The following is a 15062-nucleotide window of genomic DNA, read 5'->3' as shown; positions in this document are numbered from 1 at the left end:
GGGGACATGACAAAAAGCAGCACCGGGCGGCTGCCGCGCCTTGAGGACGTGGCCGAACTTGCTGGCGTCTCCCACCAGACCGTTTCCAGGGTGGTCAACGGCCATCCCAACGTCAGCAAAACGACCCGCGAAAAGGTTGAGGCGGCCATCGCGGAGCTGGGCTACCGGCGCAACACCGCGGCGCGAAGCCTGGTGACGAGGCGCTCGCAGACCATCGGTGTGCTGGGCAGTGAGCTTTCCCAGTACGGCCCGGCCAACACCATGCTGGGCGTGGAGCAGGCAGCGCGGGACGCGGGCTACTTTGTCAGTATCGCTGCGTTGCGTTCTGTGGGCAGGGACGCCATCTTCGATGCGCTGAGGCACTTTCTGGACCAGGCGGTGGACGGGATCGCCGTCCTGGTGCCGCACACCGAAACCCTGCGGATCCTGGAGGAGTTTAACCCCGGTGTGCCCGTGATGGCTGTCGGTTCGCTGGGCAACGAGGCCGTCAGCGGAGCGATGGTGGACCAGAAACGCGGGGCCGAGCTCGCCGTCGGGCATCTCATTGAGCTGGGGCACAGCAGGATCGGCCACGTTGCCGGGCCGGCGGACTGGATCGACGGCGCCTTGCGCACAGAGGGATGGCGCGCAGCGCTGCGGCACGCAGGCCTCCAGGACGACCTGCTGTTGGAAGGCGACTGGAGCGCGGGGAGCGGATACGCGCTCGGGCGGAAGCTGGCGGCGGAACGAAGGGCAACCGCCGTGTTTGTGGGTAATGACCAGATGGCCCTCGGCGTGCTGCGTGCCTTCAACGAGGCGGGGGTCCGGGTGCCCGACGACGTCTCCGTGGTGGGGTTCGACGACCAGCCGGAGTCCAGCTACTTCACCCCGCCGCTCACCACGGTGCGGCAGGACTTCGAAGAGCTTGGCCGGCGTTGCATGGACACCATGCTGAAGGAGATTGAGGCGGGCGCCGCCGTCAGCTCCACAGTGGTAACTCCGGTGCTGGTGCGCCGGGACAGCGCAGCAGCACCGAGGCATTAGCGGTTGCGTCGCTGTGGCCTGACGCGACGCCGCAGCCTGAAGTGATGCCCGTCATTATTCTGAGGCGCCCGGGACTACGCTGCGCGGGAACTTTGGCGGTCCGTGGAGCTGCGGCGGGACCAGGCGGCAATCCGGGGCCAGTAATTGATGGCCGCGTACGCTGCCAGTGCCGCGGCCATGTGCAGATGGAGCATCAGGTGGAGTGAATGGCCGGCGGGCGCAGCCACTTCACCGGCCGGCGGCACGTCCCGGATAATTCCGCCGTGGCCATGGACAGACAGTCCACTTCCGGAGCCGCCGGAAAAAACCGCGAACCCGAGATGAAGCAATTGCTGGGCCACTCCGCAAAAGAGCAGCAACACCCAGGCCGGCATCGGGAAGCGCCCCAGGATCGCGGCGGCCATGCCAAGCAGCGCGGCGAGCGCCAGGAGGATGATGAGGCCGGGTGCGGGCCCTCCGGCCGCCAGATGGGCTGCCAGTCCGAGGCCAGTGGAGATGGGGCCCGCCAGCCACGCGCCGGAGCCGGCGCGGACCTTTGGTTTCGGGTCGTCCACGGAGCTCCTTCTGGTTGGTCACTGTTCATCCTGTCCTTACCCCATGGGGCAGCGTCCCACACTTCGCACTTGCCGTCCTCCCTCCGGCAGAGAATGAAAGGCCATCCGGCATTGACATCGTTGTTGTTAGCGCTCACAATCGAAGGGTCGCGAAGCTGCGGCAGCTATCGGAGGAACTTTCTATGGACGTCAAAGTGGACACGGACAGCTACGTCATCGGTGTGGATTATGGAACGCTCTCCGGACGGGCCGTCGTGGTCCGCGTCCGGGACGGCAAGGAGCTCGGCAGCGGTGTGTTTGAGTACCCGCATGCGGTGGTCACGGATGCCCTTCCGGCAGACGTCGCGGACCTTTCCGGTGAACCAGGTGCACGGCTTCCCGGCGAATGGGCGCTGCAGGTGCCGAACGACTACCGCGACGTCTTGCGCATCGCGGTTCCCGCCGCCGTTGCTGAGGCAGGGATCGACCCCGCCGCCGTCGTCGGAATTGCCACGGACTTCACCGCCTGCACCATGGTGCCGGTCAAGGCGGACGGCACCCCGCTGAATGAGCTCCCGGGATTCGGAAACCGGCCCCATGCCTATGTGAAGCTGTGGCGCCACCACGCTGCGCAAAGCCAGGCTGACAGGATCAACCGGCTCGCGGCGGAACGGGGCGAGGAATGGCTGCCGCGTTATGGCGGACTGATTTCTTCGGAATGGGAGTTCGCGAAGGGCCTGCAGCTCCTGGAGGAGGACCCCGAAGCCTATGCGGCGATGGATCACTGGGTTGAAGCTGCTGACTGGATCGTCTGGCAGCTGTGCGGCCGCTATGTCCGGAATGCCTGCACGGCCGGTTACAAGGGAATTTACCAGGACGGCCGCTACCCGTCCGAGGACTTCCTTGCAGCCCTGAACCCGCAATTCAAGGACTTCGTCAGCAGCAAGCTCGAGCACACCATTGGCCGCCTGGGCGATGCCGCCGGCTACCTCACCGCTGAGGCTGCTGCCTGGACCGGCCTGCCCGAGGGTATCGCCGTGGCGGTGGGCAACGTGGACGCCCATGTCACCGCTCCTGCCGCGAGGGCAGTGGACCCGGGCCAGCTGGTGGCCATCATGGGCACCTCCACCTGCCACGTCATGAGCGGGACGGAACTGCGCGAAGTGCCCGGCATGTGTGGTGTTGTGGACGGCGGCATCGTGGACGGGCTGTGGGGCTACGAAGCCGGCCAGTCCGGCGTCGGAGACATCTTCGCCTGGTTCACCAAGTACGGAGTGCCGCCGGAGTACCATCAGGCAGCCGACGCCGCCGGCCTGGGCATCCACGAATACCTCACCGAACTGGCCTCCGGCCAGTCCATCGGCGAGCACGGCCTGATCGCGCTGGACTGGCACTCGGGCAACCGCTCGGTGCTGGTGGACCATGAGCTCTCCGGCATCGTGGTGGGGCAGACTCTGGCCACACGCCCGGAGGACACCTACCGCGCACTGCTGGAAGCCACCGCCTTTGGGACCAGGACCATTGTGGACGCATTCCGCGACTCGGGCGTTCCGGTGAAGGAGTTCATCGTGGCCGGCGGCCTGCTCAAGAACCCGCTCCTGATGCAGATCTATGCGGATGCCACCAACCTGCAGCTCTCCACCATCGGCTCCGCCCAGGGCCCCGCCCTCGGCTCCGCCATCCACGCCGCCGTGGCTGCCGGGAAGTACACGAATATCCGCGAAGCGGCCGCCGCTATGGGCTCCGAGCCGGGCGAGGTCTACACGCCCATTCCGGAGAACGTGGCCGCCTACGAGGAACTTTTCCGGGAGTACAAAACACTGCACGACTACTTCGGCCGCGGCAGCAATGATGTGATGCACCGGCTCAAGGCCATCCAGCGCCGGGCGGCCGGTTCGCGTCCGGCTCCCGCTGCGGTTGCTTCCGAGGCTGCCATGGAGGTGCCGGCATGAGCATCCTGGACACAATCTCCCGCGTGCGGGAGGAAGTGTGTGCCCTGCACGCCGAGCTGACACGCTACGAACTGGTGGTGTGGACGGCGGGCAACGTCTCCGCCCGGGTTCCCGGTCACGAGCTGATGGTCATCAAACCCTCGGGCGTTTCCTACCAGGACCTGACGCCGGAACAGATGGTGGTGACGGATCTCTACGGGGTGCCCGTGGAGGGGGACGCAACAGGTACGTGGGGCAATCCGCCGCTGTCGCCGTCGTCGGACACTGCGGCGCACGCATACGTCTACCGGCATATGCCGGAGGTGGGCGGGGTAGTGCACACGCACTCCACCTATGCCACCGCCTGGGCGGCCCGCGGAGAGGCCATTCCCTGTGTGCTCACCATGATGAGCGACGAATTCGGCGGATCCATCCCCGTAGGGCCGTTCGCCCTGATCGGCGACGATTCGATCGGCCACGGGATCGTGGAGACGCTGAAGAACTCCAATTCCCCGGCCGTGCTTATGCAGAACCATGGGCCGTTCACCATCGGCAAGGACGCGAAATCCGCTGTGAAGGCAGCCGTGATGTGCGAGGAGGTGGCCCGCACGGTGCACATCGCACGCCAGCTGGGCGAGCCCCTACCCATCGACCAAAGCCACATCGACTCGCTCTACGCCCGCTACCAGAACGTTTACGGGCAGTAACCGCCGGCCCTTTTACTGATGACCCAAGACTTACTCCCAAAGGAGACCCATATGAGCACCGCAGCAAACACTTCCCTTGACGGTTACGAGGTCTGGTTCCTCACCGGCAGTCAGCACCTCTACGGCGAGGACGTCCTCAAGCAGGTGGCCGCTCAGTCCCAGGAAATCGCCAACCAGTTGAACGCGTCCTCCTCGGTGCCTGTACGGATCGTCTGGAAGCCGGTCCTGACTGACTCTGACGCCATCCGCCGGACTGCGCTTGAGGCCAACTCGGACGATTCCGTCATCGGCGTCACTGCCTGGATGCACACGTTCTCGCCGGCAAAGATGTGGATCCAGGGCCTTGACCTGCTTCGCAAGCCGCTGCTGCACCTGCACACGCAGGCGAACCGGGACCTGCCGTGGGCGGACATCGACTTCGACTTCATGAACCTCAACCAGGCCGCGCACGGTGACCGCGAGTTCGGCTACATCCAGTCCCGCCTGGGCATCGCCCGCAAGACCGTGGTGGGGCACGTGTCCAACCCCGAGGTGGCCCGCCAGGTGGGTTCATGGCAGCGCGCCGCGGCCGGCTGGGCGGCCGTCCGCACCCTGAAGCTGACCCGCTTCGGGGACAACATGCGAAACGTCGCCGTCACCGAAGGCGACAAGACCGAGGCGGAGCTCCGCTTCGGCGTCGCCGTGAACACCTGGTCCGTCAACGAGCTCGCCGACGCCGTGCACGGTGCCGCGGAGGCCGACGTCGACGCCCTGGTTGCAGAGTACGAGGACCTTTACGACGTGGTCCCCGAGCTCCGCGCAGGCGCCGTACGGCATGACTCCCTCCGTTACGGCGCAAGGATCGAACTGGGCCTGCGCAGCTTCCTCGAAGCCAACGGGTCCGCGGCGTTCACCACCTCCTTCGAGGACCTTGGCGCACTCCGCCAGCTCCCCGGCCTGGCCGTGCAGCGGCTGATGGCCGCCGGTTACGGTTTTGGTGCTGAGGGCGACTGGAAGACCGCCATCCTGGTCCGCGCCGCGAAGGTCATGGGCGCGGGCCTGCCTGGCGGTGCTTCGCTGATGGAGGACTACACCTACCACCTGGAACCCGGAGCCGAGAAAATCCTGGGCGCCCACATGCTGGAGGTTTGCCCCTCGCTGACCGCCGGGAAGCCGCGCCTGGAGATCCATCCGCTGGGCATCGGCGGCAAGGAAGACCCCGTGCGCCTGGTGTTCGACGCCGATGCCTCCCCGGGGGTCGTCGTCGCCCTGTCCGACATGCGGGACCGGTTCCGCCTGGTGGCGAACGCCGTGGACGTGGTTCCCCTGGACCAGCCCCTGCCGAACCTACCAGTGGCCCGCGCGCTGTGGCAGCCAAAGCCTGACTTTGCCACCTCCGCGGCAGCCTGGCTCACCGCGGGCGCAGCCCACCACACCGTATTGTCCACGCAGGTGGGGATGGATGTCTTCGAGGACTTCGCGGAAATCGCCAAAACCGAACTGCTCACCATCGACGAGGACACCACCATCCGGCAGTTCAAGAAGGACCTGAACTGGAACGCCGCCTACTACAAGCTGGCCGGCGGGATCTAGGCTGCCTTGCCTGACAGCAGCCCCGGAACATGTCTTCCGGGGCTGCGTCAAATCTTCTTGGTGCCGCTGCCCTTCCTTCCGGGCTTCCTAATGGCCGAAGTGCGCGCGTGGAGGGCCTTCGGGCAACCGCTCGAGGATGTCCTCCGCCACCCTGCGGACCTTGATGTTCCGATGGCTTGATGCCTTGGCCAGGATCGAGAAGGCCTCGTGATACGAACATCCGTTCTGGGCCATGATCACGCCGCAGGCAACGTTGATGGACGTGCGGCTGTCCAATGCCAGCCGCAGGTCCGACGCGGTGGACCTCGCTGTGTGCAGGTCAAGGGCCATCTGCAGGCTCTTGGCTGCAAGGCCGGCGAAGGAACGGGCCTCCGAAATCACCTGCAGGGGGAATGCCTTGGCATCCTGGGCGAAGAACGCCAAGGCTGCGCTGGTAGGGCGGACCGGTGTGCCATCGTTTCGCGCCTCCCCGGCGCCCTGGTCCACAGCGAGCCGAACACCAAGGACGCTGCCCAAGCGGGCCAGCTGCAATTGGTTGCAATACCGGGGCCAACGGAAATCCCCGCTTCTCTGCAAGACGGCCACGGGATGGCCTCCGGATAGAACTTCGCTGACCGGCCCTTCACCCGCTTGCTGCTCCCACTCCAACAGCCGGATGACGTCCGGCGTGGTACCGGTGATGGCCGGAGTTCTCTTGGGTTGGCGCACCACTACAGCGCATTCGATGACTACGTCTGCGGTGAGGACGACGGCGCGGGCGGACGCCGCGGCGAGCAGCTCAAGTGAGTCGTGCAGCGTCTCCGCGCCGGTCATCAGGTCCAGCAGGATTCCGTCCGGCTTCCCGGATGCCGAAGCGGCTGTCCACGGCTGGCCCTGTCGTGCCGGCGCAGAATGGCCCAATGGATTCCCGTGGGGCCCGTGTGCCGGCGCGGCAACCCCTTGGCGGTGGTGGCTTGGTGCGGAAATGAGAGGGCCGGCGACGGCTGGGGGAGAGGCCTTGGTCTCAAAGGCCTCCTCGTCGCCGGCCCCGCTTAATGCCCGAGTCCTTTGGACCGGGAGGTTGGAGCTTGCGTATCTCGCATGCATTACGTCTCACACCCCCTCGTGAGTCAATTACTGCGAGCCGGAAGATGGCTTGTCTATGTGAAAAACCTAGTTCCGTAGCCGCCTCGGGAGAACGCGTAACCGGTACTTGTCTTTGAGATTAGGTATTACTTGGTTTTCGGCCTGCGCTGCCTGCTTTTCGATGTCCTTCGCTGGCGGGTGGCCCTTTCCCGCCCTGGGCTGCTGAAGCACGCTGCCGGGGGCAGGCTGCGGCAACGGGCTTGACTCCTGACGGGCTACCCCACAACAATGTTTCTATAACGTTGTAGAAGTCGAGCAGAATCCAGGAACGAGGACGTTTTCGTGGCAGCACCAGAACCCGCCGGCCCCACCGTGCCCAGCCAGGCAGGACCGGCAGCAGCAAAGATCACCATGGATCCCGCATTTGTGGTGGGACCCGTCCGCCGCCGCACTTTTGGTGCCTTTGTGGAGCATCTGGGACGCTGCGTCTACACCGGCATCTTCGAGCCGGAGCACCGCACTGCGGACGAGGACGGGTTCCGCGGGGACGTGCTGGAGCTGACCCGGGAACTGGGGGTGTCCACGATCCGCTATCCGGGCGGTAACTTTGTTTCCGGCTACCGCTGGGAGGATGGCGTTGGCCCCGCGGAAAAGCGCCCGGTCCGCCTTGACCTCGCCTGGCACTCCACCGACCCCAACCTGGTGGGTGTGGACGAGTTCGCCAAATGGTCTGCTAAAGCCGGTGTCGAAACCATGATGGCGGTGAACCTCGGCACGCGCGGTACGCAGGAAGCGCTGGACCTGCTGGAGTACTGCAACATCGACGGCGGCACCGCCTTTTCGGACCAGCGCAGGGCCAACGGTGCGGAAAACGGCTACGGCATCAAGATGTGGTGCCTCGGCAACGAAATGGACGGACCCTGGCAGATCGGGCACAAGAATGCCCAGGAGTACGGCCGGCTTGCTGCCGACACCGCGCGCGGCATGCGGATGATCGAGCCTGACCTGGAACTCGTGGCCTGCGGCAGCTCCGGCCCCACCATGAGCAGCTTTGGGGAATGGGAGCGCGTTGTGCTCTCCGAGACCTACGAGCTGGTAGACCTGATCTCGGCTCACCAGTACTTCGAGGACTTCGGCGACCTGCAGGAGCACCTTTCCGCCGGCCACCGGATGGAAGCCTTCATCCACGACATTGTCAGCCATATCGACCACGTAAAGTCGGTGAAGAAGTCCGCCAAGCAAATAAACATCTCCTTCGACGAATGGAACGTGTGGCACATGAGCCGGGACGAGTCCCGGGCACCGACCGGCAAGGACTGGCCGGTGGCCCCCGTCCTGCTCGAGGACACCTACACGGTGGCGGACGCCGTCGTCGTCGGCGACCTCCTGGTCACCCTGCTCAAGAACACGGACCGCGTCCACTCCGCCAGCCTGGCGCAGCTGGTCAACGTGATCGCCCCCATCATGACCGAGCCAGGCGGCCGCGCATGGAAGCAAACCACCTTCCACCCGTTCGCGCTGACCTCCCGGCACGCCTCCGGGACGGTTCTGCAGCTCGCCGTCGAGTCCCCGCTGGTCAGCGGCGGCAAGACGACGGACTTTTCCGCGGTGTCCGCCGTCGCAACCTACGACGCCGGGAAGGGCGAGGCCGTGGTGTTTGCCGTCAACCGCTCCGCCACGGACGCGCTGGGACTGGATGCCGTGGTGTCCGGGCTGGGCAACGTGCGGGTTGTCGAGGCAGTCACGTACGCCAACAAGGACCCGTACTGGCAGGCTACCGCTGATGATTCGACGTCCGTCCTGCCGTCGGAGAATGTCTCCGTCAAGGCCGACGGCGGCCGGCTCACCGCCGAGCTGCCGGCCGTGTCCTGGTCCATGATCCGGCTGGCCGTGGGCGGCTGACGCACCTGCCAACCTCTGGGAGGATGGACGGCATGGAACTGCACATCACGGGCGATCCCGCCGCGGACAAGTTGTTGAGCGAGGACGCCTTCGCACTGCTGACGGGCATGCTGCTGGACCAGCAGGTGACCATGGAATCGGCGTTTGCCGGGCCCGAGAAAATCAAGAGCAGGATCGGGTCCATACATCCGGAGGCAATTGCCTCCCAGGACCCGCAGGCCTTCGTCGAGATGTTCAAGGAACGCCCTGCCGTCCACCGTTTTCCGGGTTCGATGGCCGCACGCGTGCAGGCGCTCGCCGAAACCGTGCAGAACGAGTGGGAGGGCGATGCCACTGCAATCTGGACCAAGGGCGACCCCGACGGCCAGGAGGTGCTGCGCCGGCTGATGGCCCTGCCCGGATTCGGCGAGCAGAAAGCGAAGATCTTCCTGGCACTCCTCGGCAAACAGCGCGGTCTCCAGGCGCAGGGTTGGCGTGAAGCGGCCGGCCACTATGGCGAGGAAGGGGCCTACCTGTCGGTCGCCGACATCGTGGATCCGGAGTCGCTCACCAAAGTTCGGGCCAGCAAGCAGGCCGCCAAAGCCGCGGCGAAGGCAGCAAAAGCCAGGGACTGACGGGCTCCCCCTGGCGCCCTTTGCAGCGGCCGGTTCCCGTACGGATGGAATGGTCTGCAACGATGTATGCCAGGAACAGCGGAACCACAAGAAGGAGCCACGATGGCGGTCACCATGAACGACGTAGCAAGGGCGGCGGGTGTCTCGCTGAAAACGGTGTCCAACGTCCTGAACGACTACGAGTTCATCCGTCCCGCAACCAAGCAGCGGGTCCAGGACGCCATCGCCGAACTGGGGTATGAAGCCAACCTGACGGCCCGCAGCCTCCGCTCCGGCAAGACACGCATGCTGGGCCTGGTCCTGTCAGACCTCTCCGCGCCCTACTACGCGGAGCTCGCTTCCCGGCTGATGAAGGCTGCTTCACAGCGGGGCTACCGGGTACTTGTGGAGCAGTCGGACGCAGTGGCGGAGGTGGAACTGAACGCCCTGCAGGGGCCGTTCCGTCAGCTGACCGATGGCCTGCTGTTCACACCGCTGATGATCGACGCCGATGCCATCGCAGCACGCCTGGGCAAGAAACCCCTGGTTATGCTGGGCGAACACATCCTGGATCCCCGGTTCGACCTCGTCACCATGAAGAACGAGGAATCGGCGGCTGCCCTGACCGCCCACCTCCTGGCGGCCGGCCGCAGTCGGATCGCTGTGGTCGGTGCCCGCCCGGAGGAGTCCACGGGGAGTCCCGGCCTGCGCCTCAACGGCTACCGGAGGGCGCTGGAGCAGGCCGGGGTCCCGTTCGATCCGGTACTGATCGCACCGTGCGAGTGGCGCCGGGACAACGGCGCGGCTGCCGTCGCCGGGCTCATGGAGAAAGGCGTGGAGTTTGACGCCGTCTTCGGCCTCAACGACGTTCTCGCGTTGGGCGCCATGCATGAACTGCTGATCCGCGGCGTCCGGGTGCCGGATGAGGTGGCCGTGGCAGGCTTTGACGACATCGACGAGGCCCGGTTTGCGTCGCCGTCCCTCACCACAGTCTCGCCAGGCATGGAGGAGATCGCCCAGCGCTCCATCGCCCTGCTGCTCGACCGCATCGAGGGCCAGGAGACGGCCGGCGAGGGCGTGCACGTGAAGGCGGGGTTCCAGCTGAAGGTCCGGGAATCCGCACCCTAGGTTTCGCCCGGCCGGCCTTCGGGTACCTTTCCCGCAGAGCTCAACGAGGGAAAGATGCCACATGATTGCACTTCTTGTCATCGACATGCAGAACGCGTACTTCGAGGCGCCGGAACTGGCGGCGCAACAGGAACAACTGGTTGCGTCCTGCAACAGGTTGCTCGAAGCCTTCAAGGCAAGCGGACACAAGGCGTTGATGGTGGGAACCGAGCACGAGCGGGACAAATCCACCTGGACCCTGAACATGCTTGACGATGACCAGGGCTTCATTTTCCGCGGCAGTGAGCAGACCTGGGCCGTGCCGGGCCTCGCCATCGACGGCCTGCCCCAGCTGAACAAGACGCGTGACAGCGCTTTCGTTGGCACCAACCTGCTGTCGCGGCTGCGCAACTGGGGCGCTGACGAAGTGGTGCTTGCGGGAGTTTCCACCCACAACTGCATTGCCCAAACCGGCGCCGACGCCTTCGCACACAACATCCGGGTCACGTACGCAAAGGACGCGATGGGCTCGGAAGACAACCAGGACGCTAAGGACATGCTGCGCATCCTCTCCACCAGTTACCGCCAGCCGGTCCAGTCCACGGAAGAGATCCTGGCCCGGCTCAGCCGCTGAATCTCCCCACCTTTGAGGACGGACGACGGCGTGTCCCGGCGACGCGCCATCGTCCTCGCCTTTCCGGCGTTGGGACGCGGGGAGATTCAGCGCGTTGTCGGAGACCGGTGCTTATTACGGCGGGTGAGAGCCGCGCATAACAAACCTGAAACGTAGCGGAAACCTCCGCCCCCTACTGTGGGTCCCACGCCGTCCGCTGGCCGTCGAAGGGACCCTCATGCATCTGATGCCACGTGAGCAGGAAAAGCTCATGATCGTGGTGGCCGCCGACCTTGCCCGGCGACGCCAGGCCCGCGGACTCAAGCTCAACTATCCCGAAGCCGTGGCCATCATCAGCTACGAGCTGATCGAGGGCGCCCGGGACGGCCGTACAGTTGCTGACCTCATGAGCTACGGCACCACGCTGCTGCGCCGGGAAGACGTGATGGAAGGCGTGCCCGAGATGATCCACGATGTGCAGATTGAGGCAACCTTCCTGGACGGCACGAAGCTCGTCACCGTCCACGATCCCATCCGCTGAAGGGCAGGCCATGATTCCAGGAGAGTACGTCCTCAGGCCGGAACCGGTGACGGCGAACGCCGGGCGGGAGGCGATCGACGCCGTCGTGGTTAACACCGGTGACCGGCCCGTGCAGGTGGGGTCGCACTTCCACTTCGCCGAAGCGAACGCGGCCCTGACGTTCGACCGCGACGCCGCCTACGGCCGGCGGCTGGACATTCCCGCCGGCACCGCGGCGCGCTTCGAGCCAGGGGACTCCCGGAACGTGCGGCTGATCGAACTGGCCGGCGCCCGCGAAGTGTACGGGCTGGGCAACGCCGTCAACGGTCCACTGACAGAGGTCACAGGGTCCGCAGGCACACGGTCCGAAGAGAAGGAGGGCGGCAAGTGAGTTTCCAGATTCCCCGCCGGCAGTACGCCGACCTGTACGGCCCGACGGCGGGTGACGCCATCCGCCTGGCCGATACCGACCTGTTCCTCGAGATCGAGAAGGACCTCACCGTCTACGGCGAGGAGGTGGTGTTCGGCGGCGGCAAGGTGATCCGGGACGGCATGGGCCAGAACGGCCAGGTGACACGGGACGGTGTTGGTTCCGGCGGTGTTGGTTCCGGCGGCGGAGTGCCGGACACCGTCATCACCAACGCCGTAATCCTGGACTACACAGGCATCTACAAGGCTGATGTGGCCATCAGGGATGGACACATCTACAAAATCGGCAAAGCCGGCAACCCGCAGATCACCGACGGCGTGGACATCGTGATCGGGGCGAGCACGGAAATCATCGCCGGCGAGCGCAAGATCCTCACCGCCGGGGGAGTGGACACCCACATCCACTTCATCTCCCCGGACCAGATTCCCGCCGCACTGACCAGCGGCATCACCACCATGATCGGCGGCGGCACCGGCCCGGCCGAAGGCACCAAGGCCACCACAGTGACGCCCGGAAAGTGGCACATCCAGCGGATGCTGCAGGCGGCCGAGGGCTTCCCCATGAACATCGGGCTGTTCGGCAAGGGCCATGCGTCCGCCGTCGAACCCCTGGCTGAGCAGATCCGCGCCGGTGCCATCGGCCTTAAGGTCCACGAGGACTGGGGGTCCACCACGTCGTCCATTGACATGTCCCTGACCGTCGCCGACGAATACGACGTCCAGGTTGCCATCCACACTGACACCCTGAACGAGTGCGGCTTTGTAGAGGACACCATCCGCGCCATCAACGGCCGTGTCATCCACACCTTCCATACCGAGGGCGCCGGCGGCGGGCATGCCCCGGACATCATCAAGATCGCCGGGATGCCCAACGTCCTGCCCGCCTCCACCAACCCCACGCTGCCTTACACGCTCAACACCATCGAAGAGCACCTGGACATGCTGATGGTGTGCCACCACCTCAACCCGGACATCCCCGAAGACGTCGCATTCGCTGACTCGCGCATCCGGGCGGAGACCATTGCCGCCGAGGACGTGCTGCAGGACCTCGGCATCTTCTCCATCACCTCCTCCGACTCCCAGGCGATGGGCCGGGTTGGCGAGGTAATCACCCGCACCTGGCAGGTGGCGGACAAGATGAAGAAACAGCGCGGCGTGCTCATGGACCCCCGTGCCGGCAGCGCTGCCGGCGTCCACGGCTCAGCGCAGGGTTTGGGTTCGGGAAGCGACAACTTCCGCCTCAAGCGCTACGTGGCCAAGTACACGATCAACCCGGCGATCGCGCAGGGGATTGCGGACTCGGTGGGCTCGGTGGAGGTGGGCAAGTTCGCGGACCTCGTGTTGTGGGACCCGGCCTTCTTCGGCGTCAAGCCGGAGCTGGTGCTTAAGGGCGGCCAGATCGCCTATGCATTGATGGGGGATGCGAACGCCTCCATTCCCACCCCGCAGCCGCGCACCATGCGCCCGATGTTCGCCGCGTTCGGGAAGGCCCTTCAGCAGTCCTCCATAACGTTCCTGTCCCAGGCAGCGATCGACGCCGGTGTTCCCCACAAACTGGGTTTGGAGAAGGTCATCCGGCCCGTCTCGGGAATCCGGACCCTGACCAAGGCCGACCTGAAATACAACGACGCCACCCCGGACATCCAGGTGGACCCGGAAACGTACCAGGTGACGGTCGACGGCGAGGACGTTACCTGCGAGCCGTCCGACGTGCTGCCCATGGCCCAGCGCTACTTCCTCTTCTAACTTCCACTGAAGCCCGACGTGATCATCGACAAAGTCCTCGGCAACCTGCACGAACTGCCGGATCCGCACGCGTACGCCAACCTGCACCAGGAGAAAGTGGTGCTGCCCAGCGCCCAGCTGGTCAAGCGCATCCAGCGCGCCACCACGGACCATGGCAAGGAGATCGGCATCCGGCTCCCGTCCGGGGCGGGCGACTTGCGCGACGGCGACATCCTGCACGTGGCCGACTCCAACATGATCGTTGTATCCGTGCTCCCCACCGACGTCCTGGTGATCGCGCCCCGGACCATCCACGAGATGGGCGTCGTGGCCCACTCCCTCGGCAACCGGCACTTGCAGGCACAGTTTTTCGACTCTGCTTCGGAGTATGGGGCCGACGTCATGGTGTGCGCCTACGACCACACCGTCGAGGACTACCTTCGCCACGCCGCCGTGCCCTACTCCCGCCAGGAACGCGTTATGCCTGTGCCTTTCCGCCATGCTGAGCACTCGCACTAGTCTCCCCGACGGCGGTCTGGCTGCCCCGGGGGCTTCAGCGGGAGATAGGGGCCGTGCCCGCTTCGCGGTGCCCACCACGCCGCGGCCCCTATCTCCCGCCTCCGCCGATTCAAAAGGTTGCCTACCGCCGAGGTGCCTGAGATGAGTTTTCAGCTTGCCTTGCAGCAGTTGACTGACTCAGCGCTTCCTACCGGGGCCTTTGCGCACTCTCTTGGGTTTGAGGCGTACATCGAGCGGGGGGTCGTTTTTGATGAGGGGTCCTTTCGGGTGTGGCTCGGTGCCTTTATCGGGCAGCAGTTGACCTACTCGGATGGGTTGGCTGTTCGGTTCCTTTATGAAGGGGGTGATGTTCTTGAACTCGATGGCCTGTTGTCCGCGTCTTTGTTGCCGCGGCAGGTTCGGGAGGCCAGCGTCAAGATGGGGCTTCGGTTGCTTGAAATTGGGGCGGAGGTCTTTCCCTCGGCTGAGCTGGGACTGTACCGGGACCTGGTGAGTGGGGGCCGTGCCGCCGGGCATCAGCCGCTCGCTTTCGCCGTCGTCGCCCGCTCACTGGGCGTGCCGCTCAACGAGGCGCTCGCCGCCTACCTTTTCGCAGCCGTCACGTCCCTGACGCAGAACGCCGTCCGCGCCATCCCGCTGGGCCAGAACGCCGGCCAGCGGCTGCTCCGGCAAGCGGCCGACGACGTTGCTGCCGCCGTCGAACGCGTCCCGCGCCTGACATTGGACGACTTCGGGGCAGTCACCCCCGGACTGGAAATTTCACAAATGCGGCACGAGCGCCAACGTGCCCGGATGTTTATGAGCTAACTGCGCTTTTTACTCA

Annotated in this window: 15 protein-coding genes; 13 read left to right on the top strand and 2 right to left on the bottom strand. The window is 65.5% G+C overall.

All coding sequences use genetic code 11. The annotated features are described in order from the left end of the window. Nucleotides 1-6: 6 nt before the first annotated feature. Nucleotides 7-1023 carry a LacI family DNA-binding transcriptional regulator gene (locus tag AC5RV1_RS15440; protein ID WP_493946042.1) on the top strand — a complete coding sequence of 339 codons (1017 nt, stop codon included), beginning with the start codon at nt 7-9 and terminating at the stop codon, nt 1021-1023. A gap of 74 nt (nt 1024-1097) precedes the next feature. Here the strand turns inward: AC5RV1_RS15440 and AC5RV1_RS15435 are convergent, their stop codons facing one another. After that, nucleotides 1098-1577 (bottom strand): hypothetical protein, encoded by a 480-nt coding sequence (locus AC5RV1_RS15435; protein ID WP_493946044.1) that lies wholly within the window; start codon nt 1575-1577, stop codon nt 1098-1100. Between the two features lie 182 nt (nt 1578-1759). Here AC5RV1_RS15435 and araB point away from each other — a divergent pair, with 182 nt between their 5' ends. From araB to araA, 3 genes are read left to right on the top strand one after another with little or no spacing between them, the layout of a single operon-like run. Continuing rightward, nucleotides 1760-3508, top strand: coding sequence for a ribulokinase (gene araB / locus AC5RV1_RS15430; protein WP_493946045.1), 1749 nt, complete (start codon nt 1760-1762; stop codon nt 3506-3508). Then, on the top strand, nt 3505-4194 hold the full coding sequence (locus AC5RV1_RS15425) for an L-ribulose-5-phosphate 4-epimerase (RefSeq protein ID WP_493946046.1): 690 nt from the start codon (nt 3505-3507) through the stop codon (nt 4192-4194). The genes araB and AC5RV1_RS15425 overlap by 4 nt, the downstream gene beginning before the upstream one ends. A 51-nt stretch (nt 4195-4245) precedes the next feature. After that, a complete protein-coding gene (gene araA, locus AC5RV1_RS15420) occupies nt 4246-5766 on the top strand; it encodes an L-arabinose isomerase (protein WP_493995154.1) in 1521 nt (506 codons plus the stop codon). Nucleotides 5767-5853: 87 nt separating this feature from the next. Here the strand turns inward: araA and AC5RV1_RS15415 are convergent, their stop codons facing one another. Further along, complete coding sequence (locus AC5RV1_RS15415; protein ID WP_493995153.1) at nt 5854-6666, bottom strand: ANTAR domain-containing protein; 813 nt, start codon at nt 6664-6666, stop codon at nt 5854-5856. 507 nt (nt 6667-7173) lie between these two features. On the opposite strand from AC5RV1_RS15415, the gene arfA reads away from it, so the two are divergent. The 9 genes from arfA to AC5RV1_RS15370 all read left to right on the top strand — a co-directional run bounded on the left by arfA (nt 7174) and on the right by AC5RV1_RS15370 (nt 15046). Next, on the top strand, nt 7174-8733 hold the full coding sequence (gene arfA, locus AC5RV1_RS15410; protein ID WP_493995152.1) for an arabinosylfuranosidase ArfA: 1560 nt from the start codon (nt 7174-7176) through the stop codon (nt 8731-8733). Nucleotides 8734-8756: 23 nt separating this feature from the next. Next, complete coding sequence (locus AC5RV1_RS15405) at nt 8757-9347, top strand: HhH-GPD-type base excision DNA repair protein (RefSeq protein WP_493946050.1); 591 nt, start codon at nt 8757-8759, stop codon at nt 9345-9347. A 102-nt stretch (nt 9348-9449) separates the two neighbouring features. Further along, nucleotides 9450-10454, top strand: a complete 1005-nt coding sequence (locus AC5RV1_RS15400) for a LacI family DNA-binding transcriptional regulator (protein WP_493995151.1) — start codon at nt 9450-9452, stop codon at nt 10452-10454. 61 nt (nt 10455-10515) lie between these two features. Then, nucleotides 10516-11067: a cysteine hydrolase family protein gene (locus AC5RV1_RS15395; RefSeq protein WP_493995150.1), complete on the top strand. Its 552-nt coding sequence runs from the start codon at nt 10516-10518 to the stop codon at nt 11065-11067. Nucleotides 11068-11284: 217 nt separating this feature from the next. Further along, nucleotides 11285-11587 (top strand): urease subunit gamma, encoded by a 303-nt coding sequence (locus tag AC5RV1_RS15390; protein ID WP_493946053.1) that lies wholly within the window; start codon nt 11285-11287, stop codon nt 11585-11587. A gap of 10 nt (nt 11588-11597) precedes the next feature. Beyond that, complete coding sequence (locus AC5RV1_RS15385; RefSeq protein ID WP_493995149.1) at nt 11598-11957, top strand: urease subunit beta; 360 nt, start codon at nt 11598-11600, stop codon at nt 11955-11957. Continuing rightward, complete coding sequence (ureC, locus tag AC5RV1_RS15380) at nt 11954-13741, top strand: urease subunit alpha (RefSeq protein WP_493995148.1); 1788 nt, start codon at nt 11954-11956, stop codon at nt 13739-13741. Before AC5RV1_RS15385 ends, ureC begins: the two co-directional genes overlap by 4 nt. An 18-nt stretch (nt 13742-13759) precedes the next feature. Next, a complete protein-coding gene (gene ureE / locus AC5RV1_RS15375) occupies nt 13760-14239 on the top strand; it encodes an urease accessory protein UreE (protein ID WP_493995147.1) in 480 nt (159 codons plus the stop codon). A gap of 141 nt (nt 14240-14380) precedes the next feature. Further along, nucleotides 14381-15046, top strand: coding sequence for an urease accessory protein UreF (locus tag AC5RV1_RS15370; protein ID WP_493995146.1), 666 nt, complete (start codon nt 14381-14383; stop codon nt 15044-15046). Nucleotides 15047-15062 lie beyond the last annotated feature (16 nt).

This window comes from Arthrobacter sp. Hb9-2, from assembly GCF_059091165.1.
This window is presented reverse-complemented; position numbering and strand designations above follow the sequence as displayed.

What these genes read in the sequence shown, in the direction of transcription:
- araB (WP_493946045.1), top strand. Translation starts at nt 1,760, where the DNA reads ATGGACGTCAAAGTGGACACGGACAGCTACGTCATCGGTGTGGATTAT.
- AC5RV1_RS15390 (WP_493946053.1), top strand. Translation starts at nt 11,285, where the DNA reads ATGCATCTGATGCCACGTGAGCAGGAAAAGCTCATGATCGTGGTGGCC.
- araA (WP_493995154.1), top strand. Translation starts at nt 4,246, where the DNA reads ATGAGCACCGCAGCAAACACTTCCCTTGACGGTTACGAGGTCTGGTTC.
- AC5RV1_RS15370 (WP_493995146.1), top strand. Translation starts at nt 14,381, where the DNA reads ATGAGTTTTCAGCTTGCCTTGCAGCAGTTGACTGACTCAGCGCTTCCT.
- AC5RV1_RS15440 (WP_493946042.1), top strand. Translation starts at nt 7, where the DNA reads ATGACAAAAAGCAGCACCGGGCGGCTGCCGCGCCTTGAGGACGTGGCC.
- AC5RV1_RS15400 (WP_493995151.1), top strand. Translation starts at nt 9,450, where the DNA reads ATGGCGGTCACCATGAACGACGTAGCAAGGGCGGCGGGTGTCTCGCTG.
- AC5RV1_RS15425 (WP_493946046.1), top strand. Translation starts at nt 3,505, where the DNA reads ATGAGCATCCTGGACACAATCTCCCGCGTGCGGGAGGAAGTGTGTGCC.
- AC5RV1_RS15395 (WP_493995150.1), top strand. Translation starts at nt 10,516, where the DNA reads ATGATTGCACTTCTTGTCATCGACATGCAGAACGCGTACTTCGAGGCG.
- AC5RV1_RS15385 (WP_493995149.1), top strand. Translation starts at nt 11,598, where the DNA reads ATGATTCCAGGAGAGTACGTCCTCAGGCCGGAACCGGTGACGGCGAAC.
- AC5RV1_RS15405 (WP_493946050.1), top strand. Translation starts at nt 8,757, where the DNA reads ATGGACGGCATGGAACTGCACATCACGGGCGATCCCGCCGCGGACAAG.